General features: G+C 71.3%; 24 protein-coding genes. 13 read left to right on the plus strand and 11 right to left on the minus strand.

All coding sequences use genetic code 11. From position 1 onward, the window contains the following. Nucleotides 1-24: 24 nt before the first annotated feature. The 3 genes from tcuB to ABID77_RS04070 form a co-directional block, all read right to left on the minus strand. On the minus strand, nt 25-1,242 hold the full coding sequence (gene tcuB, locus ABID77_RS04060) for a tricarballylate utilization 4Fe-4S protein TcuB (protein WP_429591231.1): 1,218 nt from the start codon (nt 1,240-1,242) through the stop codon (nt 25-27). Continuing rightward, nucleotides 1,226-2,755 (minus strand): FAD-dependent tricarballylate dehydrogenase TcuA, encoded by a 1,530-nt coding sequence (gene tcuA / locus ABID77_RS04065; protein ID WP_429591234.1) that lies wholly within the window; start codon nt 2,753-2,755, stop codon nt 1,226-1,228. The genes tcuB and tcuA overlap by 17 nt, the downstream gene beginning before the upstream one ends. A gap of 157 nt (nt 2,756-2,912) precedes the next feature. Next, a complete protein-coding gene (locus ABID77_RS04070) occupies nt 2,913-3,857 on the minus strand; it encodes a LysR family transcriptional regulator (protein WP_429591237.1) in 945 nt (314 codons plus the stop codon). A gap of 58 nt (nt 3,858-3,915) precedes the next feature. On the opposite strand from ABID77_RS04070, the gene ABID77_RS04075 reads away from it, so the two are divergent. The 9 genes from ABID77_RS04075 to tolA are packed head-to-tail and all read left to right on the plus strand — an operon-like array spanning nt 3,916 to nt 10,763. After that, nucleotides 3,916-4,602 carry a riboflavin synthase gene (locus ABID77_RS04075; protein WP_429591240.1) on the plus strand — a complete coding sequence of 229 codons (687 nt, stop codon included), beginning with the start codon at nt 3,916-3,918 and terminating at the stop codon, nt 4,600-4,602. Continuing rightward, nucleotides 4,599-5,777, plus strand: coding sequence for a bifunctional 3,4-dihydroxy-2-butanone-4-phosphate synthase/GTP cyclohydrolase II (ribBA, locus tag ABID77_RS04080; RefSeq protein WP_429591243.1), 1,179 nt, complete (start codon nt 4,599-4,601; stop codon nt 5,775-5,777). Before ABID77_RS04075 ends, ribBA begins: the two co-directional genes overlap by 4 nt. 6 nt (nt 5,778-5,783) lie before the next feature. Further along, nucleotides 5,784-6,248, plus strand: a complete 465-nt coding sequence (gene ribH / locus ABID77_RS04085; protein ID WP_429591246.1) for a 6,7-dimethyl-8-ribityllumazine synthase — start codon at nt 5,784-5,786, stop codon at nt 6,246-6,248. Next, complete coding sequence (gene nusB / locus ABID77_RS04090; RefSeq protein WP_429591249.1) at nt 6,245-6,799, plus strand: transcription antitermination factor NusB; 555 nt, start codon at nt 6,245-6,247, stop codon at nt 6,797-6,799. Before ribH ends, nusB begins: the two co-directional genes overlap by 4 nt. After that, nucleotides 6,796-7,983: a pyridoxal phosphate-dependent aminotransferase gene (locus ABID77_RS04095; protein ID WP_429591252.1), complete on the plus strand. Its 1,188-nt coding sequence runs from the start codon at nt 6,796-6,798 to the stop codon at nt 7,981-7,983. The genes nusB and ABID77_RS04095 overlap by 4 nt, the downstream gene beginning before the upstream one ends. Next, nucleotides 7,980-8,396: a tol-pal system-associated acyl-CoA thioesterase gene (gene ybgC / locus ABID77_RS04100; protein ID WP_429591254.1), complete on the plus strand. Its 417-nt coding sequence runs from the start codon at nt 7,980-7,982 to the stop codon at nt 8,394-8,396. The genes ABID77_RS04095 and ybgC overlap by 4 nt, the downstream gene beginning before the upstream one ends. Nucleotides 8,397-8,413: 17 nt before the next feature. Then, nucleotides 8,414-9,142, plus strand: coding sequence for a protein TolQ (gene tolQ / locus ABID77_RS04105; RefSeq protein ID WP_429591257.1), 729 nt, complete (start codon nt 8,414-8,416; stop codon nt 9,140-9,142). Between the two features lie 40 nt (nt 9,143-9,182). Beyond that, nucleotides 9,183-9,620 carry an ExbD/TolR family protein gene (locus tag ABID77_RS04110; protein WP_429591261.1) on the plus strand — a complete coding sequence of 146 codons (438 nt, stop codon included), beginning with the start codon at nt 9,183-9,185 and terminating at the stop codon, nt 9,618-9,620. A 3-nt stretch (nt 9,621-9,623) separates the two neighbouring features. Continuing rightward, a complete protein-coding gene (gene tolA / locus ABID77_RS04115) occupies nt 9,624-10,763 on the plus strand; it encodes a cell envelope integrity protein TolA (RefSeq protein WP_429591264.1) in 1,140 nt (379 codons plus the stop codon). A 54-nt stretch (nt 10,764-10,817) separates the two neighbouring features. Here the strand turns inward: tolA and ABID77_RS04120 are convergent, their stop codons facing one another. The 3 genes from ABID77_RS04120 to dnaE all read right to left on the minus strand — a co-directional run bounded on the left by ABID77_RS04120 (nt 10,818) and on the right by dnaE (nt 16,452). Beyond that, nucleotides 10,818-11,735 carry a cupin-like domain-containing protein gene (locus tag ABID77_RS04120; RefSeq protein WP_429591267.1) on the minus strand — a complete coding sequence of 306 codons (918 nt, stop codon included), beginning with the start codon at nt 11,733-11,735 and terminating at the stop codon, nt 10,818-10,820. A gap of 181 nt (nt 11,736-11,916) precedes the next feature. Then, nucleotides 11,917-12,786, minus strand: coding sequence for a cupin-like domain-containing protein (locus tag ABID77_RS04125; protein WP_429591270.1), 870 nt, complete (start codon nt 12,784-12,786; stop codon nt 11,917-11,919). Between the two features lie 165 nt (nt 12,787-12,951). Beyond that, entirely contained in the window at nt 12,952-16,452 is a 3,501-nt protein-coding gene (dnaE, locus tag ABID77_RS04130; RefSeq protein WP_429591273.1) for a DNA polymerase III subunit alpha, read from the minus strand. Between the two features lie 94 nt (nt 16,453-16,546). On the opposite strand from dnaE, the gene ABID77_RS04135 reads away from it, so the two are divergent. Next, on the plus strand, nt 16,547-17,332 hold the full coding sequence (locus ABID77_RS04135; protein WP_429591276.1) for a sulfurtransferase: 786 nt from the start codon (nt 16,547-16,549) through the stop codon (nt 17,330-17,332). Between the two features lie 151 nt (nt 17,333-17,483). Beyond that, the gene (locus ABID77_RS04140) at nt 17,484-18,290 is read left to right on the plus strand and encodes an SDR family NAD(P)-dependent oxidoreductase (protein WP_429591279.1); all 807 of its coding nucleotides are present in this window, start codon (nt 17,484-17,486) and stop codon (nt 18,288-18,290) included. Between the two features lie 48 nt (nt 18,291-18,338). Here the strand turns inward: ABID77_RS04140 and ABID77_RS04145 are convergent, their stop codons facing one another. From ABID77_RS04145 to ABID77_RS04165, 5 genes are all read right to left on the minus strand, one after another. Further along, on the minus strand, nt 18,339-19,712 hold the full coding sequence (locus ABID77_RS04145) for a carbohydrate porin (protein ID WP_429591282.1): 1,374 nt from the start codon (nt 19,710-19,712) through the stop codon (nt 18,339-18,341). 182 nt (nt 19,713-19,894) lie between these two features. After that, nucleotides 19,895-20,812, minus strand: coding sequence for a pirin family protein (locus ABID77_RS04150; protein ID WP_429591285.1), 918 nt, complete (start codon nt 20,810-20,812; stop codon nt 19,895-19,897). Between the two features lie 40 nt (nt 20,813-20,852). Further along, nucleotides 20,853-21,413: a flavodoxin family protein gene (locus ABID77_RS04155; RefSeq protein WP_429591288.1), complete on the minus strand. Its 561-nt coding sequence runs from the start codon at nt 21,411-21,413 to the stop codon at nt 20,853-20,855. Between the two features lie 91 nt (nt 21,414-21,504). Next, on the minus strand, nt 21,505-21,945 hold the full coding sequence (locus ABID77_RS04160) for a DoxX family protein (RefSeq protein ID WP_429591291.1): 441 nt from the start codon (nt 21,943-21,945) through the stop codon (nt 21,505-21,507). 109 nt (nt 21,946-22,054) lie between these two features. Next, nucleotides 22,055-22,756 carry a pirin family protein gene (locus ABID77_RS04165; RefSeq protein WP_429591294.1) on the minus strand — a complete coding sequence of 234 codons (702 nt, stop codon included), beginning with the start codon at nt 22,754-22,756 and terminating at the stop codon, nt 22,055-22,057. Between the two features lie 143 nt (nt 22,757-22,899). Between ABID77_RS04165 and ABID77_RS04170 the strand changes: the two genes are divergently transcribed. Beyond that, nucleotides 22,900-23,847: a LysR family transcriptional regulator gene (locus ABID77_RS04170; RefSeq protein ID WP_429591297.1), complete on the plus strand. Its 948-nt coding sequence runs from the start codon at nt 22,900-22,902 to the stop codon at nt 23,845-23,847. 85 nt (nt 23,848-23,932) lie between these two features. After that, entirely contained in the window at nt 23,933-25,120 is a 1,188-nt protein-coding gene (locus ABID77_RS04175; RefSeq protein WP_429591299.1) for an NAD(P)/FAD-dependent oxidoreductase, read from the plus strand. Nucleotides 25,121-25,122: the final 2 nt, after the last annotated feature.

Below are 25,122 nucleotides of genomic sequence, written 5' to 3' on the forward strand. Positions count from 1 at the left end.
GTGGGATCGGGTCGCGGATCGGGTTCAGTCGCTGCCCAGCTGCAGCCGGCTGGGCAGGCGCTTCTCGATCGAGAACTTGAGCAGCGCGGCGCTGCGGAACACGCCGTGGGCGAACTTGCCGTACGGCAGGGTCAGGAACAGCGCCATCACCACGCCCAGGTGCACCGCCAGCAGCAGGCCCATGGCGGCGCTGTCGCGCCAGGCCAGCAGGGCCAGGCCGGTGGCGCTGGTCAGCAGCAGCAGGGCGATGAAGCCGCGGTCCATCGGCTTCTGCGCCGCGTCGCCGTGCTGCGGATCGCGCCGCAGGTTGAGCCACAGCAGCCCGGTCGGGCCGATCAGCAGGCCGATGCCGCCGAGCGTGCCCAGGATCACGGGTGCGCTGAAGAGCGGATACGGCGCGTGCCAACCCAGCAGGTAGTGGTAGAACGTGGCGACGGACGTCGCCGCGAAGCACAGCATGAAGCCGTAGAAGGTGAAGTGGTGGAAGCGCCGGCGCCACAGCGTGAACGCGTCGTCGGCGTCGTTGCAGCCCTGCCCGTGGCCACCGCCGAGGTATTTCAGTCGCAGCGCGTCGTGCGCGGCCTCGGCGGCTGCGGCGGCGGGCACGCCGACGGCGGGCGTCACCTCGCGCCAGAAGCGCCGCACCCCCATCCCCAGCGCCAGCACCACGAACAGCGACACCGCGCCGAAGACCCGCGCCAGGAAGTCGTGCGGGAAGACGGCGTAGAAATTCCCCGCCAGCGGCCGGTGCAGCAGCGGCCCGGCCATCGCCAGTCCCAGCACCAGGAACAACGCCAGTCCCGCCGCCAGCGCCAGCGCGACCGTCAGCCCCGCGCGCTCGTAGAGCCGGCCCATGGCCGGCGGCCAGGCGTAGTCGTGGTAGGTCTGCACCCGCACCCGCGCCATGGCCTGCGGCACGTTGACCGCGAACTCGTGCGGCGGCGCGTACTGGCAGGCGTGCAGGCAGGCGCCGCAGTTGTGGCAGAGGTTGGCCAGGTAGTGCGTGTCGGCCTTGCCGAACTCGAGCCGCCGCGTCATGGCCGGGAACACGGCGCAGAAGCCTTCGCAGTAGCGGCAGGCGTTGCAGATCTGCAGGATGCGCGCGACCTCCTGCTCGGGCGCCGACAGCGGCCCCGCCGGGCGGATCGGGATCACGCGCGGGCTGGTGCTCGGGCGGCCGTCCTCGCCCAGCGGGTCCGATTCGGCCCGGACGCGTTCGATGGTCTCAGCGAGCGTCGGCATGGGCCACCTCCCGGGTCGTGGTCGTGGTCGTGGTCCGGGTGGGGGAAGACGGCGATCCGCTCGACCGGACGGCCTTCATCTCCTCGTCGAATCCCGCGTGCCGATGGCCGCAGGACCGCGCCGCCTCCACCCCCGCGATGCGGCCGAACGCGGTGCCGATGCTCATGCCCACGCCGGCGGTGTAGCCCTTGCCCAGCACGTTGCCGGCCATCATCTCGCCGGCCACGAACAGGTTGCCGCTCGGCCGGCCGCCGAATCGCACGGCGGTGGTCTCGTCGACCTTCAGGCCCAGGTAGGTGAAGGTGATGCCGGGGCGCAGCGGATAGCCGTAGAACGGCGGCGTGTCCAGCGGCCGGGCCCAGTGGGTCTTCGGCGGCGCGAGGCCCTCGGTGCGGCAGTCGTCCAGCGTCGTGTGGTCGAAGGTGCCGACGCGGCAGGCGGCGTTGTAGTCGTTCACGGTCTTCATGAAGGCGGCAACGTCCAGGCCCAGCAGCGCGGCCAGTTCCTCGAGGGTGTCGGCGCGCGTGCCTTCGAACACCGGCGGCATGAAGCGGCCGATGGCCTTGCGGTCGATCACCGAGTACGCGATCTGCCCCGGCTGCTGCGCCACCAGCCGGCCCCAGATGGCATAGCGCTTGGGCCAGAAGTCCTCGCCCTCGTCGTAGAAGCGCTCGGCCTCGCGGTTGACCACCAGTCCCAGCGACACGCAGTCGATGCGGGTGCAGATGCCGCCGTCGTAGCGCGGCGCGCGGGCGTCGATGGCCACGCAGTGCGCCTGCGTCGGGTCGCCGACGGCGTCCACGCCGGCCTCCTCCAGCATGAACTTCAGCAGCACGCCCTGGTTGAAGCGGGTGCCGCGCACCAGGAAGTTCTCGGCCGGCCACTCGCCGCGCTCGTTCTGGCCCCAGGCCTCGCGCTGCCAGGCCAGGTTGGACTCGAAGCCGCCGCAGGCCATCACGCAGCTGCGCGCCGCGATGCGCTCGCCGCCGGCGGTGACGGCGGCGACGAAACGGTCGCCGTCGAGCTCCAGGCGTTCGACGGGCGTGTCGTAGCGCACCCGCACGCCCAGCGCCTCGGCGCTGCGGTAGTAGGCGTTGACCAGCGCCTTGCCGCCGCCCATGAAGAAGGCGTTGGTGCGCGCCACGTGGAGCGCGCCCGACAGCGGCGGCTGGAAATGCACCCCGTGGCGCCGCATCCAGGGCCGGCAGCCGGCCGAATGGCGGATCACCAGCCGCGCCAGGGCCTCGTCGGTCAGGCCGCCGGTGACCTTGAGCAGGTCCTGCCAGTACTCCTCCTCGGGGTAGGCCTCGATCAGCACGTCCTGCGGCGCGTCGTGCATGCAGCGCAGGTTGCGCACGTGCATGGAATTGCCGCCGCGCCAGGCGCGCGGTGCCGATTCGACCAGCAGCACGGAAGCGCCGGCCTCGCGCGCCATGAGGGCGGCGCAGAGCGCGGCGTTGCCGCCGCCGATCACCAGCACGTCCGCCGGTGGAGGGTTGCCGTTCAGGGCCATGGTCGTCTCGTGGGGAAAGCGGGGAGCCGCGGCGTCGAGGCCGCGGAAGAGCCGTCACTCTAGGTCGCGGCGTTCCGGCGCGACAGCCCGGTTCCGGCATGGCCCCGTCACGATCCGTGACGGCCCGCCGCGCCCGGCGGCGGCCGCGTCGCCGCCGTCAGTCCGGCCGCACCAGCGTCGCGCCCGGCCACTGCCCGGCGGCTACCAGTCCGCGCGCGACGTCGGCCAGCACCACGCGCACCGCCAGCGCGGCCGGCGAGAGTTCGTCGTCCGACAGGCTGCAGATCGCGTTGCGCCGGTGCGCCTGCGGGTCGGCCAGCGGCGCCAGGTGGAAGCGCTCGGCCGCGTCCGGATAGCGCCCGACCGCCGCCCCGGGCTGCACGGTGGCGCCGAAGCCGGCGTCCACCGCGGCCATCAGCATGGCCAGCGAGTCGATCTCCGCCACCGGCTGCAGGCTCACGCGGGCACGCAGCGCGGCGGCGTCGATGGTCGCGCGCAGGCCGTGGCCGCCGGTGGGCAGGATCAGCGGCTGCGCGGCCAGCGCGCGCAGCGACACCGGCCGGGTGCCGGTGCCGGCCCCGGCGGGCATGTGGCGCCGGGCCCGGATCAGCAGCAGCTTCTCGTCGAGCAGCGGCATCACGCTCCAGCGCCGGCCGGCCTGGGTGGAGAACAGCACCGCCAGGTCGAGCCGGCGGGCGTCGAGCATGGCCGCGAGGTGACCCGACAGGCTCTCGACCATGTGCAGGCGCACGTCCGGATAGCGCTCGCGCAGGGCGCGCATCAGCGGCAGGGCCAGCACGGCCCCGGTGGTGGGCGCCAGGCCGACGCTGACCGTGCCCGTCAACCGCGCCGAACGCGCGGCGCGCTGGGCCTGCTCGGCATGGCGCAGGGTGAGCTGCGCCTCGCGGAAGAAGGCGGCGCCGGCGTCGGTGGGCAGCACGCCGCGCGCGCTGCGCTGCAGCAGCCGGGTGGCGAGTTCGCCCTCCAGCCGGCTGAGCTGCTGGCTCAATGCCGACGGCACCACCCCCAGGTCGACGGCGGCGCGCCCCAGGCTGCCGAGCTCGACGGCGCGGACGAAATAACGGAGTTGGCGCAGTTCCATGGAGGGGCGGATCGGTCGGTGCCCGGGTCGGTGTTCCGGCCCGTGCGAAAATGCAACGATGTTCACCGGAATCATCACCGGCGTGGGGCGTATCGCCGCCGTCCACGACCTCGGAAGCTCCTTATCCCACGGCAAGCGGTTGCGCATCGCCACGCCCGCCGGCTACCTCGACGACGTCGGCCTGGGCGACAGCATCGCCCTCAACGGGGCCTGCATGACGGTCACCTCGCTCGACCCGGGCGATGCCTCCTTCACCATCGACATCTCGGCCGAATCCCTCGACAAGACCGCCGGTCTCGCCGAGGCCGAAGGCCGCGTCAACCTGGAGAAGGCATTGCGTGCCAGCGACCGGCTCGGCGGCCACATCGTCTCGGGCCACGTCGACGGCATCGGCACCGTGGCGAAGTTCGAGGCGGTCGGCGAGAGCTGGGAGCTGCGCGTGCTGGCCCCGCCGTCGCTGGCCCGCTTCCTGGCCTACAAGGGCTCGATCACGGTCAACGGCGTGAGCCTGACCGTCAACAGCGTGCGCGACACCGAGGACGGCGCCGAGATCAGCATCAACCTGATCCCGCACACGGTCGAGAACACCGCGCTGGGCACGCTGGCCGCCGGCGGCCGCGTCAACCTCGAGATCGACACGGTCGCGCGCTACGTGGAGCGCATGCTCCAGGCCGGCGCGATTGGCATCCCACCCCTGGCAAGTCCGGCCCCGGCGCCGACCGCGCCGAAGGACCTGTACGCATGAACGCTTCCGTGACCCCGATCGGCGCCGCCCTCCCACGCCCCGCGAGCGCGACGACCGCGCCGCCGATCGCCCCCGTCTCCCCGGTCGAGGAGATCGTCGCCGAGATGGCCGCCGGCCGCATGGTGATCCTGGTCGACGAGGAGGACCGCGAGAACGAGGGCGACATCGTCCTGGCCGCCGACCACGTCACGCCCGAGGCCATCAACTTCATGGCCCGCCACGCGCGCGGCCTGATCTGCCTGACGCTCTCGCGCGAGATGTGCGAGCGGCTCCACCTGCCGCCGATGGTCGCGCGCAACGGCGCCAAGCACGCCACCGCCTTCACCGTCTCCATCGAGGCCGCCGAGGGCGTGACCACCGGCATCTCCGCGGCCGACCGCGCCCGCACCGTCCGGGCCGCCGTGGCGCGGGACGCCGTCGCCGCCGACCTGGTTCAGCCCGGCCACATCTTCCCGCTGCAGGCGGTCGACGGCGGCGTGCTCATGCGCGCCGGCCACACCGAGGCCGGCTGCGATTTCGCCGCCATGGCCGGCTGCTCGCCCGCGTCGGTGATCTGCGAGATCATGAACGAGGACGGCACGATGGCGCGCCTGCCCGACCTGCAGGTCTTCGCCGCCGTCCACGGCCTGAAGATCGGCACCATCGCCGCGCTCATCGAGCACCGCAGCCGCACCGAGTCGCTGGTCGAGAAGATCGGCTCGCGCGCCGTCCGGACCGCCTGGGGCACCTTCACCGCCCACGCCTTCCGCGACAAGCCCAGCGGCGGCGTCCATCTGGCGCTGGTGCGCGGCGCCTGGGGCGCGGACGACTCCATCGCCGTGCGCGTGCACGAGCCGCTGTCGGTGCTCGACGCGCTCGAGGTCGGCCGGCCGATGCATTCCTGGGGCCTCGACGCCAGCCTGGCCCACATCGCCGCCCAGGACCGCGGCGTGGCCGTGCTGCTGAACTGCGGCGAATCGGGCGACGAGCTGCTCGCGCAGTTCGAGGGCACCGCGCGGCCGGCGCAGGCGCCCGAGCGCGGCCGCATGGACCTGCGCAGCTACGGCGTGGGCGCCCAGATCCTGCGCGAATGCGGCGTCCACAAGATGCACCTGCTGGGCACGCCGCGCCGCATGCCGAGCATGGCGGCGGGCTACGGCCTCGAGATCACCGGCTACATCCAGAAGAAAGACTGAATCCCCATGCTTCACGCGAACCAGGGCGCCGAGACGGCGCTCGACGGCACCGGCCTGCGCATCGGCATCGTGCAGGCGCGCTTCAACGCCGACATCACCGACGCCCTGGCCGAGGCCTGCATGGCCGAGCTCGCGGCCCTCGGCGTCGCCGACCACCACATCGACCACGTCCTCGTGCCCGGCGCGCTCGAGGTGCCCGTGGCGCTGCAGGCGATGGCCAAGCGCGGCGGCTACGACGCGCTGGTCGCGCTGGGCTGCATCGTGCGCGGCGAGACCTACCACTTCGAGCTGGTGGCCAACGAGTCGGGCGCCGGCGTCAGCCGCGTCGGGCTCGACCACGCGCTGCCCATCGCCAACGCCATCCTCACGACCGAGAACATCGAACAGGCCGTGGCCCGCCAGACCGACAAGGGACGCGACGCCGCGCGCGTCGCCGTCGAGATGGTCCGGCTGCTGGCGCAACTCTCATGACCGACGACGCCCGCCCGACCCCCTCCCCCGCCGCGACCGACGGCCGCCCGCCGCGCCAGTCGCGCAGCGGCCTGACCAGCACCGGCGCCCGCAAGGCCTCGGCCAAGTCCAACCGCAGCCGCTCGCGCGAGTTCGCCCTGCAGGCGCTCTACCAGCACCTGGTGGGCCGCAACGACCCGACCGACATCGACCACTTCACGCGCGACCTCGCCGGCTTCCACAAGGCCGACGCGGCGCACTACGACGCGCTGCTGCACGGCTCGATCCGCGAGGAGGCCGAACTCGACGCGCTGATCGTGCCGCTGCTCGACCGCAAGATGGCCGAGATCTCGCCCATCGAGCACGCCGTCATGTGGATCGGCGCCTACGAGTTCCGCCACTGCCTGGACGTGCCGTGGCGCGTGGTGCTCAACGAGTGCATCGAGCTGGCCAAGGAGTTCGGCGGCACCGACGGCCACAAGTACGTCAACGCCGTGTTGAACGGCCTGGCGCCGCAGTTGCGCGGCGGCGAGGTCGAGGCCGACCGCGCCACGGGCAAGGCCCGCGCATGAGGATCTCGCGGCGCGCCGAGCGCATCGAGCCGTTCTACGTGATGGAGGTCGCCAAGGCGGCCGGCGCCCTGGCGCGCGAGGTCGCCCACACCGACCGGCCGATGATCTTCCTGAACATCGGCGAGCCCGATTTCACGGCGCCGCCGCTGGTGCAGGAAGCGGCCCTGCGGGCCGTGCGCGCCGGCGCCACGCAGTACACCGCCGCGACCGGGCTGGAGCCGCTGCGCGAGCGCATCTCCGGCTGGTATCGCCAGCGCTTCGGCATCGACGTGCCGGCGCGCCGCATCGTGATCACCGCCGGCGCCTCGGCGGCATTGCAGCTGGCCTGCCTGGCGCTGATCGACGCCGGCGACGAGATCCTGCTGCCCGATCCTAGCTACCCCTGCAACCGGCACTTCGTGACCGCCGCCGAGGGCACGCCGGTGCTGATCCCGACCACCGCCGCCGAGCGCTTCCAGCTCAGCGCCGACAAGGTCGAGGCCGCCTGGGGCGAACGCACGCGCGGCGTGCTGCTGGCCTCGCCGTCGAACCCGACCGGCACTTCGATCGCGCCCGACGAACTGCGGCGCATCCACGAAGTGGTGACGCGGCGCGGCGGCGTCACGCTGGTCGACGAGATCTACCTGGGCCTGTCGCACGACGAGCGCTTCGGCCGGAGCGCGCTGGCCCTCGACGACCAGGTCGTCAGCATCAACAGCTTCAGCAAGTACTTCCACATGACCGGCTGGCGCCTGGGCTGGCTGGTGGTGCCCGACGCCCTGCTGCCGGCGGTCGAGCGGCTGGCGCAGAACCTCTTCATCTGCGCGAGCACGGTGGCGCAGCACGCGGCGCTGGCCTGTTTCGAGGCCGAGAGCATCGCCGAATACGAGCGCCGCCGCGCCGAGTTCAAGGCCCGGCGCGACTGGTTCATCCCGCGGCTCGAGGCGCTCGGCCTGCCGGTGCCGGTGATGCCCGACGGCGCCTTCTACGCCTGGGCCGACTGCCGCGCGTTCGCCCGCGGGCTGGGCGTCGAGGGCAGCTGGGACCTGGCCTACGCGCTCATGGACCGCGCCCACGTGGCGGTGACGCCGGGGCGCGACTTCGGCCATGCCGGGACGGCGGACTTCGTGCGCTTCTCCACCGCCAGTTCGATGGCGCACCTGCGGGAGGCCATCGGCCGCCTCGAGGCCCTGGCCCACGCATGAGCTTCGCGTTCGACATCCGGGTGTACTGGGAGGACACCGACGCCGGCGGCATCGTGTTCTACGCCAACTACCTGAAGTTCATGGAGCGCGCCCGCACCGAGTGGCTGCGCGCCATGGGCATCGAGCAGCACGCCCTGCGCGAAGCCACCGGCGGCATGTTCGTCGTCAGCGAGACGCAGCTCAAATACCATCGCCCGGCCCGCCTCGACGACCTGCTGGTCGTCACGGCCGAGCTGACCCAGCGCGGCGCCGCTTCCCTCACCATCGCCCAGCGCGTGCTGGCGAAGGCCGCGCCGGACGCGCCGCTGTGCGAAGGCGCCATCCGCATCGGCTGGGTCGACGCCGCGTCGCTGCGGCCCGCGCGCATCCCCCGGCACGTCGCGGGAACCCTGGAGCGCCACTGCGCTCCATGAATCACTCCATCCAAGCCATGAACCAAGACCTCTCCATCGTCACCCTCCTGCTGCACGCGAGCTTCGTCGTGCAGCTGGTCGTGCTCCTGCTCGTGGGCATCTCCGTCGCCAGCTGGGCCGCGATCTTCCGCAAGTTCTTCGCGCTCAAGCGCATGCGCGCGCTCAACGACGAGTTCGAGCGCGAGTTCTGGTCGGGCACCAGCCTGAACGAGCTGTTCTCGGCGGCGGCGCAGAACGCCAAGCTCTCGGGCCCGATGGAGCGCATCTTCGCCTCCGGCATGCGCGAGTACCAGAAGCTGCGCGAGCGCCACGTCTCCGACGCCGGCACGCTGCTCGACGGCGCCCGCCGCGCCATGCGCGCGAGCTTCCAGCGCGAGCTCGACGTGGCCGAATCCAACCTGTCGTTCCTCGCCACCGTCGGCTCGGTGTCGCCCTACGTCGGCCTGTTCGGCACGGTCTGGGGGATCATGCACGCCTTCACCGGCCTGGCCGCGCTGGCGCAGGTGACGCTCGCCACCGTGGCCCCCGGCATCGCCGAGGCCCTGGTGGCCACGGCCATCGGCCTGTTCGCCGCGATCCCCGCGGTGGTCAGCTACAACCGCTTCGCCCGCGAGATCGACAAGATCGCCATCGCCCTGGAGACCTTCATCGAGGAGTTCTCCAACATCCTGCAGCGCAACCTGTCGACGCACCTGCAGGCCAACCCGGCCCCGGCCGCCGGCGGCGTCTCCGCCACCGGCCGCTGAGCCGCGCCGCGACCTCTCACGCGAAGCACCGGAGAACCCCATGCCCGCCGTTTCATCCCGAGGCCGTGGCCGCCGCACGATCAACGAGATCAACATGGTCCCGTTCATCGACGTGATGCTGGTGCTGCTGATCATCTTCATGGTCACCGCGCCGCTCATCACGCCCAGCGTCATCAACCTGCCCAGCGTCGACCGCGCCAACAAGCAGCCCGACAAGCCCATCGAGATCGTCATCAAGAGCGAGGACGAGATCCAGGTCAAGAAGGACCCGTCCACCGGTTCGGGCGGCCGCAACGTGCCCTTCGGCCAGATCGGCAAGGCCGTCACGGCCGCGCAGGCCGGCGACGCCCAGCGGCCGGTGGTCATCAGCGCCGACAAGTCGGTGAAGTACGAGACGGTGGTCAAGGCCATGAACGAGTTGAAGCGCGAAGGCGTCGAGCGCGTGGGCCTCTCGGTGACGACCACGGGCGCGAAGTAAGGGATGTCGCTCGCATCGGACCGCCCCGAATTCGCGCCGCCGCCCCAGCGCGGCACGCCGCGCGCGGTGGTGTTCGCGCTGCTGGCGCACGTGGTGCTCATCGCCGCGCTGACCTGGGGCGTCAGCTGGAAGCGCGACGCCGAGGAGAGCGACGCCGTCGAGGCCGAGATCTGGTCGTCGACCGTGCAGCGCGCCGCGCCGCGCCTGTCGCAGCCGCCTGCGCCGGCACCCGAACCCACGCCCGCGCCCACGCCTCCCCCACCACCCCCGCCCCCTCCACCGGCACCGGCTCCCGCGCCGGCGCCCCGTCCGGCGCCCCCGCCCCCGCCGGCGCCGGCCGTGCGCCCGCCCGATCCCACCCCCGCCCCGCGCGCCCCCGACATCGCGCTCGAACGCGAGAAGAAGCTCAAGGAGCAGAAGGAGCGCGAGCGCGACCTGGAGGAAGCGCGGCAGGAGAAGAAGCGCGAGGCCGCCAAGGAAGCGGCGAAGAAGGCCGCCCAGGACAAGAAGGAACAGGAAGCCAAGCGGCGCGCCGAGGAGGAAGCCGAGGACCGCCGCGAAGCCCAGCAGAAGGCCCAGGCCGACGCCCGCCGCAAGAAGGAGGCCGAGGCCCGCCAGCAGGCCGAGGCGAAACAGGCCGAAGCCAGGCAGGCGGCGGAAGCGAAGCAGGCCGAGGCCCGCAAGGCGGAAGCCAAGGCGAAGGCCGACGCCAAGGCCAAGGCCGACGCGGCGGCAGCGGCTTCGGCCGCCGCGGCCTCCAAGCAGGCCGCCGCCGACCGTGCCGCCACGCTCAAGCGCATGCAGGGACTCGCCGGCGCCAGCGGCGACGACAGCGCCACGGGCAATGCCCAGAAGTCCTCCGGCCCGTCGGGCAGCTACGGCGGCCGCGTCGCGGCGGCGGTGCGGCCGAACGTCGTGTTCCCCGATGCGGACCTGGTCAGCGGCAATCCGGGCGCGGAATTCGACGTCCGCCTGGCGCCGGACGGCACCATCGTCGGCACGCCCCGGCTGGTGAAGTCCAGCGGCCTGCCCGCCTGGGACCAGGCGGCCCTGCGCGCGCTGCAGAAGACCGAGCGCCTGCCGCGCGACATCGACGGCCGCGTGCCGCCGGCGCTGATCGTGCAGCTCAAGCCCAAGCGCTGAGCGACCTCGCGGAGCCGGGTGGCGATGTCGCCCGGACCGCCGCCCACGCTGGGTTCAACCCTGGTGTCGGTGCAGCGCCTTGCCGCCGCCGTCGCCCGACTTCAGGCTGTGCAGCGTCCGCCGCGCGGACTGCGCCGCACCCCACAGGCGCGACTTGGCCGCGTCGCGCCACGGCTGCACGCCGACCGGCGCGGGCGCCAGACCGACGCGCCCGAGCACCGGCCGGGCCGTGTGGTTGAACGCCAGCGCGCGGCGCCACGCCATCGACTGCGGCGTGTTGAAGATGATGGACATCGAAATCGACACGTCGTCGTCGCCGTTGCGCACGTGGTGGCCGGCGACGAAGGGAATGTGCAGGGCCTCGCCCGGACTGAACTTGAAGCAGGTGCCCAGCGCGTCGGTCTCCTGCGACCAGGGCAATCGCGTGTTGGCGTAGGCCATGTAGGCCTCGCGATGCGTCGGGCTCACCACGCGGTCGTCCCACTGATCGAACACGCTGACCTCCTTGCTACCGCGGAACTGCATCAGGAAGGTCGAGTAGCGGTCGATGTGGAACGGCGTGACGCTGCCCGGCGAGGCGATGAAGAGATAGAGCTGAGGCTCGACGATCCGCGATCCGGCGCCTTGCTGCCGCATGAGCGCCTCGACGTCGGCGACCAGTTCGCGATGCAGGGGCGCGAACGACGGATCGACCTCCGGGCTGCTCACCATCACGTACGAATCGGAGGTGCGGATGTCCTCGATCGTCCGCTCGATGCTCCGGTCCCTGGGCTGATCGCGAAAGGTGCCTTCGAAGTCGTCGCCGTTCTTCAGGCGTCCCATCGATTGCATGACCTGCTTCTTCGGCAACGCGGGAATCACGCGCGCGAGGTTTTCGAGGCTCAGCGCCGGATGGCCCATCAGCCTGTGCTGGAACTTGAAGGCCGCGCGGTCGAACTTGAGGAAGTCGGTTCCGTTCTCGAAGCATTGCATTGGAAATCTCCGTCGTTCCAACGCAATCTAATCCTTTTTTACTCATTGATACGTCGGCATCCATCCCTTGTCTTGTAAAGATGGTCGGATCGTCGATCTGTCGCGAATCGCCGTCCGAGAAAACCGACGCCGATGTCCGTCGCATCGCGCCGTCCGGGCACCGCGGGCGGTGCCCGACGCGTCAACGCACCTTCTGACGAACGCTGCGCATCGCGCGCCACATGTACGACTTGCCGACATCGCGCCACGCCTGGTGACCGACCGGCGCCGGCTTCATGCCGACGCGCTGGAGCACGCGGCGCGACGCGTGGTTGAAACGCAGGGCGTTCTGCCAGGCCAGGCTCTCGCGGGTGCTGAAGAAGATCGACAGCGAGATCGAGATGTCGTCCGCGCCGTTGCGCACGTGATGGCCGGCGGTGAACGGAATGTGGACGGCATCGCCCGGACGGAAATCGAACTTCGTGCCCAGCGCGTCGAATTCCGGCTTCCAGGGCAGCTTGGTGTTGGCCAGGGCCACATAGGCCTCCTTGTTCTCGCTCGACACGAGGCGCTCGTCCCACTGGGGAAAGACCGAGACCTCCTTGCTGCCGCGGAACTGCATCAGGAAGTTCGAGTACCGGTCGATGTGGAACGGCGTCACGCTGTTGGGCGAGGCGATGAACAGGAACAGGCGCGGATCGGCGACCCGGTGGCCGACGCCGCAGCGCCGCATGACGGCCTCGACGTCGCCGATCAGCTCGCGGTAGAGCGGTGCGAACGACGCGTGCTCCTGGGGCCCGTCGACCATGATGTACGAGTCGGAGACGCGGATCTGCTCGATGGTCTCCTCGATGGTCAGGACGCGCCGCTCCCCCTTGCACAGGGCCGACTCGAAATCGTCGCCGTTCTTCAGGAAGCCCTTGGAGTAGTGGACGCGCTGCTTCGACAATGCGGGCAGCACCTTGGCCAGGTTCTCGAGACCCAGGGCGGGATGGCCCAGGAGTTTGTGGCCGAACTTGAAAGGCTGACGGTCGAGTTGGCTGAACGACGGGGAATCCTGGAAACAGTGCATGGCCGGTGATCTTTTTGGATGGAACGAAAAGCGGCCTTGCGAAGTGAAGTGATTTGTTGTTACAAAGCGCGTGCTGATTTTAATAAAAACTGCTTACTGCACGACGACAAAAAAATTTGCAGAAGTTTACAAATGCCTGCAAATGCCCACTAATCGACGCATTGGCTACTCGTAGACGATGGCGGCCTGCCCGGCTTCGGCCTGGGCGACCCAGCTGGCCAGCGCGGCGTCGGTCGGAAAGAACTTCGCGCGCTCGCCCAGCTGCAGGTCGACCCGCGCCCCGCTGCGCGCGAGCGACAGCCGCACCGGCAGGCCCTGGCGCAACTCGCCGGCCTCCGTGGTCTCCAGGCGCGGCGGATGCTCTTTCACCAGCCGCGCGATGTCGGGCGCCTTGCCGTTGACGGCCACGCGCAGGAACTTGCCGAAGCGGCAGCGCGCCGTCGCCAGGTCCCAGACCTGCTGCACCTGGAAGCGGGCCTCGAAGCCGCCGCGCCCGGGCTGCAGCCGGCCGCTGACGATGACCAGCTCGTCGTCCTTGAGCGTGTTGCGGTTGGCGTTCATGACCGCCTCGTCGGCCGTCGCCTCGATGGACTGAGACTTGTCGTCGAGCTTGAAGATGGCGAGGCGTCCGCGCTGGCCGTTGATGACCCGCAGGTCGCTCACGATGCCCGCGATCACCTGCGGCTCGCGGCTGTCGAGCAGTTCGTCGATCTCGCGGCGGCAGAAACGGCGCACCTCCTGCGCGACCTCGTCGAACAGGTGGCCCGAGAGGTAGAAGCCGACGGCCGTCTTCTCGAAGGTCAGCCGCTCCTTGACGCCCCACGGGGTGGCGGGCACCAGCGCCGGCTCCTGCGCGGCCGAGCCGTGGTCGCAGTCGCCGAAGATGTCGACCTGCGAGGCGTTGGCCTCGGTGGCGGCGCCGAACTCGAAGGCGCGGTCGATCGAGGCGATGAGCGAGGCGCGGTTGTCGTGGATCGAGTCGAAGGCGCCGGCCTTGACCAGCGCGTCCACGGTGCGCTTGTTGATGCGCTGGCGGTCCACCCGCACGCAGAAGTCGTACAGGCTCCTGAAAGGTCCGCCGGCCTCGCGGGCGCGCACGATGGCCTCCACCGCCAGCTGCCCGGTGCCCTTGACCGCGCCCAGGCCGTAGCGGACGACCTTGTCCGTGACCGGCTCGAAGCGGTAGTTCCCGCGGTTGACGTCCGGCGGCTCGAAGGTGATGCCGAAGTGCTTCACGGCGTCCTGGAACAGCACCTTGAGCTTGTCGGTGTCGTCCATTTCCACGGTCATGTTGGCGCAGAAGAACTCGGCCGTGTAGTGCACCTTCAGCCAGCCGGTGTGGTAGGCCAGCAGCGAGTAGGCGGCGGCGTGCGACTTGTTGAAGCCGTAGCCGGCGAACTTCTCCATCAGGTCGAAGATCTCGTCGGCCTTCTCCTGCGGGATGTCGTTCTTGGCCGCGCCGGCGCGGAAGATCATCCGGTGCTCGGCCATCTCCTCGGCCTTCTTCTTGCCCATCGCGCGGCGCAGCAGGTCGGCGCCGCCGAGCGAGTAGCCGCCCAGGATCTGCGCGGTCTGCATGACCTGCTCCTGGTAGACCATGATCCCGTAGGTCTCCGACAGCATCTCGGCGACCAGCGGATGCGGGTACTCGACCGGCTCGCGGCCGTGCTTGCGGGCGACGAAGCTGGGGATCAGGTCCATCGGACCCGGGCGGTAGAGCGCGTTGAGGGCGATCAGGTCCTCCAGCCGCGTCGGCCGCGCGTCCTTGAGCATGCCCTGCATGCCGCGCGATTCGAACTGGAACACGGCCTCGGTCTTGCCGTCGGAGAACAGCCGGTAGGTGCCCGGATCGTCGAGCCGGATGTCCTCGTAGTTGAAGTTCCGCTGGTCCTTGTGGCGCGCGACGATGAACTCGCGCGCGATCTCCAGGATGGTCAGCGTCGCCAGGCCCAGGAAGTCGAACTTGACCAGGCCGACGGCCTCGACGTCGTCCTTGTCGTACTGGCTCACGGCGGAGTCGCTGCCGGGCTGCTGGTAGAGCGGGCAGAAGTCGGTGAGCTTGCCCGGCGCGATCAGCACGCCACCGGCGTGCATGCCGATGTTGCGGGTCATGCCCTCGAGCTTCTGCGCCAGTTCGACGAGCATGCGCACTTCCTCTTCCTTCTCGATGCGCGCGGCGAGCTGCGGCTCCATCGAGATGGCGTAGTTGTTCTTGTCGCCCGCCACCGGAGGATCGGGCGGGTACTGGATCGTCACCGGCTGGCCGGGCTTGTTGGGGATCAGCTTGCTCACGCCGTCGCAGAACATGTAGCTCATGTCCAGCACGCGGCCGACGTCGCGGATGGCGGCGCGCGCGGCCATGGTGCCGAAGGTGGCGATCTGGCTGACGGCGTCGCGCCCGTACTTGTCCTTGACGTAGTCGATCACGCGGTCGCGGTTGCCCTGGCAGAAGTCGATGTCGAAGTCGGGCATCGAGACGCGGTCGGGGTTCAGGAAGCGTTCGAACAGCAGGTTGTACTGCAGCGGATCGAGGTCGGTGATCCTGAGCGAATAGGCCACCAGCGAACCCGCGCCCGAGCCCCGGCCCGGGCCGACCGGGCAGCCGTTGTTCTTGGCCCAGTTGATGAAGTCGCCCACGATCAGGAAGTAGCCGGGGAAGCCCATGTTCAGGATCGTGTTGATCTCGAACTCCAGCCGCTCGACATAGCGCGGCCGCTCGGCGTCGCGCTTCCTGGCGTCGGGATAGAGGTGCGCCAGTCGCTCCTCCAGGCCCTCGAACGAAGCCAGGCGGAAATACTCGCCGATCGGCATGCCATTGGGGGTGGGGAAATCCGGCAGCTGCGGCTTGCCCAGCACCAGCGTCAGGCTGCAGCGCCGCGCGATCGCCAACGTGTTGGCGACGGCGCTGGGCACGTCGGCGAACAGCGCCTCCATCTCGGCGGCCGACTTGAAGTACTGGTCGCGGGTGAACTTGCGCACGCGGCGCGGGTTGCCCAGGATCTCGCCCTCGGAGATGCACACGCGCGCCTCGTGGGCCTCGTAGTCGTCGGCGGTGGCGAACTGCACCGGGTGCGTCGCCACCACCGGCAGGCCCAGCCGGGCGGCGAGCTGCACGGCGGCGACGACGTGCGGCTCGTCGTCGGGCCGGCCGGCGCGCTGCAACTCGACGTAGAAGCGGTTTGGGAACAGCGCCGCCAGCTGGCGCGCCAGGTCGTCAGCGCGCGACGCGTGGCCCTGCAGCAGGGCCGCGCCCAGCGGGCCGGCCTGCGCGCCCGACAGCGCGATCAGGCCCTCGCCCAGTTCCTCCAGCCAGGCCCGCCTGACCAGCGCCTGCGACTGTCCGCGCCCGACGTTCTGCGTCCAGGCGCGCGCCAGCAGCTCCGACAGGTGCAGGTAGCCGGTGGTGTTCTGCACCAGCAGGACGATGCGGGTGACGGCGGCGGCATCGGCGCCCAGCCCCTCGAGGAACACTTCCACGCCCAGCACCGGCTTGACGCCGGCGCCGCGCGCTTCCTTGTAGAACTTGACGGCGCCGAACAGGTTGTTCAGGTCGGTGATCGCCAGGGCCGGCTGGCCGTCGGCGCGGGCGGCCTGGACGACTTCGTCGATGCGGTTGGTGCCGTCGACGACGGAGAATTCGGTGTGCAGGCGCAGGTGGACAAACATGGCGGCATTGTAGGAAGCCACGCCGCGCCCCCACCCCTGCGCCGCGCCGCCCGCCGTGCTAGGGGCCGATGCACGGCCTCCTAGAATCGCCGCCGTGCCCTCCATCCTCAACATCGCCGCCTACCTCTTCAGCGACATCGAAGAACCCCTCCTGCTGCGCGAGCACCTCCTCGCGCGCGCCACGGCCCTGGACCTCAAGGGCACGATCCTGCTGGCGACCGAGGGCATCAACCTGTTCCTGGCCGGCGAGGCCGACGCGGTGCGCGGCTTCGTCGCCGAACTGCGCGCCGACGCGCGCTTCGACGCCCTGGAGACCAAGGAGAGCTGGTCGGCCGCGCAGCCCTTCCGGCGCCTGCTGGTGAAGGTCAAGCGCGAGATCATCCGCATGGACCACCCGGCCATCAAGCCGGCCGCCGGCCGCGCGCCGGGCGTGGCGCCCGCGACGCTCAAGCGCTGGCTCGATCAGGGCCACGACGACACCGGCCGGCCGATCGCGCTGCTCGACACGCGCAACGCCTTCGAGGTCGACCACGGCAGCTTCGACGGCGCGATCGACTGGCGCATCGACAAGTTCACACAGTTCCCGGCCGCCCTCCTCGCGCACCGCGACGAGCTCGCCGGCAGGACCGTCGTCAGTTTCTGCACCGGCGGCATCCGCTGCGAGAAGGCGGCCATCCTGATGCGCGAGGTCGGCGTCGAGCACGTGCTCCAGCTCGAGGGCGGCATCCTGAAGTACTTCGAGGACGTCGGCGGCGCGCACTACCACGGCGACTGCTTCGTCTTCGACGGCCGGCGCACCCTGGCGCCGGACCTGAGCGCCACCGGCGGCGAGGTCAGCGCGCGGGCACCCGAGGACCCGGACCTGGCGCTCAAGCGCTAGCCGGCGCGTCGACGCGCGGACCGGCCGGGGCCGACGCGTCGGCAGTCGCGAACGCCCCCGAAGGCGACAGACCGCATCGCCTTTCTCCGACGCGGCTCGGACGACCCGTTGCGCAGGCTCGCCGACCTGTGTCCAACCGAGGAATCCGACCATGAACGACAGCGCAACCCACAGCGACGGCAACCGCCACGGCCTCCACCGCTTCACCGACCGCGTGGTCATCGTCACCGGTGCCGGCTCCGGCATCGGCGAGGCCACCGCCCGCCGCTTCTCGCAGGAAGGCGCCCGCGTGGTGCTGGCCGGCGGCACGCGCGCCAAGCTCGACAAGGTCGCCGCCGACCTGCCCGCCGACCGCACGCTGGTCCACGAGACCGACGTCGCGGACCACGCCCAGGTCGAGGCGCTGGTAAAGGCCACGGTCGAGCGCTTCGGTGCCCTGCACGTGCTGGTGAGCAACGCCGGCGTCGCGGTCCAGGGCAAGGCCGTCGACGGCTCGCTGGAGGACTGGGCCCGCGTGATGGGCGTCAACGCCGGCGGCGTCCTGCACGGCGCCAAGGCGGCGATGCCGCACCTGATCGCGAGCAAGGGCTGCATCGTCCACACGGCGTCCGTCTCCGGCCTGGGCGGCGACTGGGCGATGGGCTTCTACAACGCTTCCAAGGGCGCGGTCGTCAACCTGACGCGCTCCCTGGCGCTCGACCACGGCGCCGACGGCGTGCGCGTCAATGCCGTCTGCCCGAGCTTCACCCGCACCCCCATGGCCGAGGACATGGAGGACAACGAGGAGCTCATGGCCAAGTTCAAAGAGCGCATTCCGATGGGCCGCCCGGCCGAGCCCCACGAGGTCGCCGCCGTGATCGCCTTCCTGGCCAGCGACGACGCCAGCTTCGTCACCGGCGTGATGCTGCCGGTCGACGGCGGCCTGGGGGCGTCGAACGGGCAGCCGAACATGAGTTGATCCACGGTGCCGGCCCGGCCGGCATCAGGGGCCGACCTTTGCCAATGCTCAGAACTCCGTGTGGAACCGCGCCGCCACCGTGCGCACCGGCCCGCGGTCGGCGTTGTAGCCCGGGTTGCGGATGAACTGGAAGCCCAGGGTCAGCGCGCTCTGCAGGCGCAGCGGGCCGCGGAAGCCGGCACGGTAGTACACCTCGGCGATCGACTCGGGCTTGTACGTCAGACGACCGTCGCCGACGAAGAAGCCGTAGCCGCCGGCGGCGAGGAAGTCGCGGTGCGAGGACGACAGCTGGTTCTGCGCGTAGGCCAGGCCGACGGCGTCGTCGGCGCGCCCCCAGCGCCCGCCGGTGACCACGGTGCCGACGGAGAACGAGCGGTCGATCTCGGCGAAGGCGTAGGTCTCGGAGCGGCCGTTGTTGGTCGCCAGGCGCGCGAAGGCACCGACGCCGTCGGCGATCTCCTGCTCGACGTTGATGCCGGCGCCGGCCTTGGTGCGGCGCTTGCGCACCGGCGCCACGTCCGGGTCGGTGCCGTTCTGCGCCGCGTAGTCGAGCGCGTCCTGGAAGCCGCCCATGCGCGCGACGTTGCGGAAGGCCAGCAGGCGCACCGCGCCGTCGCGGCCGTCGATCGTGTGGCGGTGCTCGAATTCGACCTGGTCGCCGTGGCGCGCCATCAGGTGGCGGTCGAGCTTCAGGCCGTTGGACTCGATCGGCATCGCGAAGCGGCCGGCGCGCAGGCTCCAGTCGTCGCCGTTGCGGTACTCGAGCGCCCCGCCCCACGAATAGCCGCGCGAGTCGGCGGCGAAGTCGTAGGCGCCGTGAGTGAGCAGCGACCAGTTCATGAACTGCGTGCGGCCGTCGTGCGCGTACCGGCTGCCGTCGAACAGGTCCGACACCGCCAGGTTGCCCACGGTGAGCGTGACGCGGCGCTTGTCGTAGCGGCCCGCGAGCTGGTTGGCGCCCGACTCGACGGCGTCGTCGCCGCCGCCCAGGCCCCAGGTCTGGCGCACGAACAGGCGCGCGCGGTAGCCGATCAGGTTGGGGCCGCCGGTCTTCTGCAGTTCGCTGTTGGTCAGGCCGCCCAGGCCGGTCAGGCGCGAGAGCGGCACGCCCTGGACGAACTCGGGGTTGAAGTACAGCTCGGTCTGCGGCGCGAGACGCAGCCCGGCGAACACCGTCGCCGTGAACGAGTAGCTGCCCTCGCGGCCGGGCGACAGGCTGTTGGCGCCGGCATAGGGCGAATTCAGCGAGGACTTGAACTGGCGGATGTAGGTCGACTGGCCGTGGAGGTTCCACGTCTCGGGTGTGCCGTCGGCTTCGGCCTCGCCGGAGGTTTCGGGGGCGGCGGCCGTCGCCACGCCGGCGGCGCAGCAGAGCGTGGACAGGACGAGCGACGCCAGGAACGGGAAGCGTGGGATCTGCATGAAAAGGAGCGAGAAGGCGGGACGGGAGGAATTCCGCGCGACCGGCGGCGGTCGCGGGACCCGCACCCTATCAGGCTCCCGTCACGCCGTGACGACATGCCGCGGCATCAACGAAAAAAATGCCGCGACGCCGGGGCCGCCGGCCCCGTCCCGGGCTCGCGTCGCCGCGCCGTGCGCCGATGTCAGACCGGCGTCGTGCCCGTGTCCGGCGCCGGGCTCGCGACCTGGAACGGCGGTCCCGGCAGCGGGATGAACTCGGTCTCGCCGGGCACCCGGCCCATGCGCTGCGCCTGCCAGTCGGCGCCGGCCTGCAGGATGCGCTCGCGCCGGCTGGAGACGAAGTTCCAGGTGATGAAGCGCGGGCCGTCGAGCGGCGCGCCGCCGACCACCATCAGGCGCGCGGGCGCGGCGGCCTCGATGGTCGCGCCCCGGCCGTCGGGCAGCAGCGCCATGGTGTGCGCCTCCACCGCCACGCCGTCGATCACGATGTCGGCGTCGACCGTGTAGACGGCCAGCTCGGGCGCCAGCGCCGGCAGCTCGAAGCGCGCGCCGGCCGGCAGCGCGACGTCGAGGTAGAGCGTGGGCATCAGCGTGGGCACCGGCGACACGGCGCCGAAGGCCTCGCCGATCAGCACCCGCACGCGCGCGCCCTGCTCGTCGAGCTCCGGGATCTCGCCGTTGCCGGTGTGCGAGAAGCCGGGCTCGACCTCCTCCAGTTCGCGCGGCAGCGCGGCCCACAGCTGCAGGCCGTGGTTGACGTACTCGTCGCCCTTCAGGCGCTCGGGCTTGCGCTCGGAATGCACGATGCCGCGTCCGGCGGTCATCCAGTTGATGGCGCCGGGCAGGATCTCCTGCACGCTGCCCAGGCTGTCGCGATGCATCATCGCGCCCTCGAACAGGTAGGTGACGGTGGCCAGGCCGATGTGCGGGTGCGGACGCACGTCGTGCGCCTCGCCGGGCCGCTCCGTGGCCGGGCCGAAATGGTCGAAGAACACGAACGGCCCGACCGAGCGGCGCTTGGCCGCCGGCAGCAGCCGCCGGACCTTGAAGCCACCGCCGAGGTCCTTGTCGGCGGGATGCAGCAGCTGGGGCGAGGTCATGGGTGTTCTCCTGGGGAGGGTCGGGAAAGGACTCGGGGACTCAGGCGCCGGCGCGGGCGCGCACGGCCTGGGCGATGCGCTCGCCGAAGGCGCGCGCCGTGTCGAGGTCGCCGCGCGCCATCTCGGCCGGGCTGGCGTCGGAGGGCGACTGCGTCATCAGGCCGCCGAAGGCGCCGACGAAGTTGGGCGCGTCGCGCGACACGACCTTGGTATTGCCGCCGGGCATCATGCCCAGGCCGACCCACAGGCCACCGTGCTGCATGGCCAGCGTCCACAGTGCCGCCAGCGTGGCGTACTTGTCGCCGCTCATCGAGGCGCTGTTGGTGAAGCCGGCGAACAGCTTGTCCTTCCAGCCGCTCGCGAACCACACCTTCGACGACGCGTCGGCGAATTTCTTGAACTGCCAGCTCGCCCCGCCCATGTAGGTCGGCGAACCGAAGACGATGGCGTCGGCGGCGGCCAGGGTCTCCCAGGCGCCTTCGGGCAGGTTGCCGTCGGCGTCGATGGCGATGAGTTCGGCGCCGGCGCCTTCGGCCACGGCCTGGGCCACGCGCTGGGTATGGCCGTAGCCGGAATGGAAGATGACTGCGATGTTCGACATGGAATGGTTCTTTGCGCGGTTCGGAAGAGCGATGGAAAACTGAGAAGGGGAAAACGGGACGGGAGGCGGGAGGCGGGAGGCGATGCCGGTCTCAGCGCTCGTCGACGCTCAGGCGGCCGGGTCCGAAGGCCCAGAACGCGAGCAGTCCGCCGGCGATCGCGAGGTTCTTGAAGAACATCTGCTGGTTGACCATGACCTTGTCGGCCGGCAGGGACCAGTAGTGGTGGAAGCCGACGGCGGCGGCCACGGTGAACAGCGCCAGCGCCAGCGCGACCCAGCGGGTCTTGAAGCCCAGCAGGAACAGCAGCCCCAGGCCCAGCTCGACCACGATCGCGATGGCGGCGGCCACCTGCGGCAGCGGCAGCCCGGCAGAGGTGATGTAGCCGACCGTGCCGGCGAAGTTCATCAGCTTGCCGAAGCCCGCGGGAATGAACAGCGCGGCGATCAGCACGCGCGCGACGAGCGCGACGACGTCGCGGCTGGAGGTGGTGGTCACGCCGGTGGAGCGCGAGGCGGAGAGGGTGCTGGCCATGGAGGGACTCCTTCGATTGAGAGGAAAAAGTGGAACACAAAAAAACGACAGGCCGGCATCGGGCCGACGTCCTCCGGCGGGCGGACGTCGGCCCGGTTCGAACGGCGCCTCAGGCGGCCAGGTCGAACACCAGCACCTCGGCCTCGCGGCCGGCGGCGAGCCGGAGCGCCGACTCGCCCTCGATCATCGCGGCATCGCCGGTGGCGAGCTCGCGGCCGTTGACCTCCAGCGCGCCGCGCACCAGATGCACGTAGCTCTTGCGCGCCGGGTCGAGCGCCAGCTCGGCGGCCTCGTCGCCGTCGAACAGGCCGGCGAACAGTCGGGCGTCGGCGTGCACGGTGACCGAGCCCTCGGCGCCGTCGGGCGAGGCCACCAGGCGCAGGCGGCCGCGCTTGTCGGCGGCGTCGAAGCGCTTCTGCTCGTAGCCCGGGGCGATGCCGCGCTGGTTGGGCAGCAGCCAGATCTGCAGGAAGTGCGTGGTCTCGTCGGCCTTGTGGTTGAACTCGCTGTGCATCACGCCGCGGCCCGCGCTCATGCGCTGGACGTCGCCCGGCGGGATCGTCTCGACGTTGCCCATGCTGTCGCGGTGCGCCAGTTCGCCCGAGAGCACGTAGCTGATGATCTCCATGTCCTTGTGGCCGTGCGTGCCGAAGCCGGCGCCCGCGGCGACGCGGTCCTCGTTGATCACGCGCAGGTTGCCGAAACCCATGTGCGCGGGATCGTGGTAGCCGGCGAACGAGAAGCTGTGGAAGGAATCGAGCCAGCCGTGGTCGGCATGGCCACGGTCCTGGGATTTGCGAATCGTCAACATCGTTGAACTCCTTGGCCCCGAGGGCCTTTCCGGGATGCCGCGCCGGATGCGCGGCGGATGTGTGTGACTTTAGGACGCCGGGGCCGGCTGGCGAGCGGCACGCTTTGAAGGCATCATTCGAATTTTTTGATGAAGGAAACCGCATGCCCGCCGCCCGCGACGCCCTGACGCCCGACGCCCTCGCGATGCTGCAGACCGTGGTGCGCGCCGGCAGCTTCGCCGGGGCGGCGCGCGAGCTCGGCCTGGTGCCCAGCGCGCTGAGCTACCGGGTGCGCCAGATCGAGGACGCGCTCGACGTGCTGCTGTTCGACCGCAGCGCGCGCCAGGCCCGCCTGACCGAGGCCGGCGCCGAGCTGCTGCGCGAGGCGCCGCGCATGCTGGCCGACCTGGAGGCGGTCGCCAACCGGGTACGGCGCGTGGCCACCGGCTGGGAGCCGCTGTTCACCATCGCGCTCGACGGCGTCGTCGCGCGCGCCCCGCTGCTCGACCTGGTCGGCGACTTCTACGCCGAGCGCCTACCCACGCGCCTGAAGCTGCGCGACGAGACCCTGCTGGGCACCATCGGCGCGCTGGCCAGCGGCCAGGCCGACCTGGCCATCGGCTCGGTGCTCGACGCGTCGAGCCTGGCCTTCACGGCGCAGGGCGTGCGCACCCGGCCGCTGGGCGAACTGCGTTTCGTCTATGCCGTGGCGCCGCACCATCCGCTCGCCACCGAGCCGGAGCCGCTGGGCGACGCCACGCTGCGCGCGCACCGGGCCGTCGCCGTGGCGGACTCGGCGCGCGACGGCGAGGGCATGACGGTCAACCTCGTCGGCGGCCAGGACGTGCTGACTGTCCCGACCATGCAGGCCAAGCTGGAGGCGCAGCTGCGCGGACTGGGCGGCGGCTTCCTGTCGGAGCCGATGGCGCGACCGTGGATCGAGGCCGGGCACCTGGTCGAGCGCCGTACCGAGCGCGCCAACCCGATCGGCCAGTTGCACATCGCCTGGCGCCCGCCGGCGACGGGACGGCCGGGCCGCGCGCTCGAATGGTGGCTCGCGCGGCTCGAACCCGAGGCCACGCGCCGCGCGCTGCTCGAGCGCCACCGCTAAGCGCGTCGCAAGCCGAGGTAGAGTCAACCGCGCCCCCTCCTTCCGTCCCCTCATCGAACGTCAGCACGAAGAAAGAGACCCGTCCATGTCCACCCGCCGCCGCCCCGACCGCCACCGAACTCCCGCCGCCGCCGCCGCCCCCGCACCCGCCGCCGCGTCGCGCCCACGGCCGGATCCCGCCCCGGCCCCGGACGCCGCTGCGGCGGCGCCGCGCCGCTTCGCCGTCGTCGGCGCCGGCATCGCGGGCGTGGCCTGCGCGCGCACGCTGCTGCAGGCCGGGCACGAGGTCACGGTGTTCGAGCGCGAAGCCACCCCGGGTGGCCGCATGGCCAGCGAGTCGACGCCCTTCGGCTCGTTCGACAGCGGCGCGCAGTACTTCACCGTGCGCGACCCGCGCTTCGAACTGGCGCTGAAGACCGCGCCGGGCGTGTGCAAGCCGTGGAGCGCCAACCTCGTGCGCGTGCTCGACCCCCACGGCCGCGTGGCCGAGGCCGCCCTGCCCTCGCTCGAGAAGCATTGGGTGGCACAGCCGAACATGGGCGCGCTGGTCGGACGCTGGGCCGCGCCACTGGGCGAGCGGCTGGTGTCCGGCGCGCGCGTGACGCGCATCGAGCCCGACGCGCTCAACCGCCGCCGCTGGCAGCTGCGCACCGAGGGTGCCGACGGCGCGACCGGCGTGCATTCGAACTTCGACGCCGTGCTGCTGACCGTGCCGCCGGCCTGCGCGCGCCTGCTGCTGGGCCCGGGCGCGACGGCGTCCGGCACGGCGGCGACGGCGAAGTCCGCCCTGCCGGCGGCGCTCGCCCGCGCCATCGCCAAGGTGCAGGCCTCACCCTGCTGGACGCTCATGATCGCCTTCCCGCAGGCCAACCAGGCGACGCTGTCGCACCTGGGGCCGCAGTGGAACGTGGCGCGCAGCACGCACCACCGGGTGGCCTGGCTGGCGCGCGAATCCTCCAAGCCGGGGCGCGACGCCGTCGAGCGTTGGACCCTGCAGGCCAGCCCCGCGTGGTCGCAGGAGCACCTGCGCGACGATGCCGCGCGCGTCGAGGCCAAGCTGCTGCGCGCCTTCTCCGAGATCACCGGCATCCACGCGACGCCCAGCTACGCGCGGGCGCGCTGCTGGCCCGAGGCCCAGACGCAGGCGCCGCTGGGACAGCCGCACCTGTGGGACCCCAAGGCGCGCATCGGCCTGGCGGGCGACTGGTGCATGGGCCACCGGGTGGAGGACGCCTTCCTCTCGGGACTCTCGCTCGCGCTCGCCGCGCTCTGAGC

Source organism: Variovorax sp. PvP013 (assembly GCF_050435945.1).
Lineage (GTDB): Bacteria > Pseudomonadota > Gammaproteobacteria > Burkholderiales > Burkholderiaceae_C > Variovorax.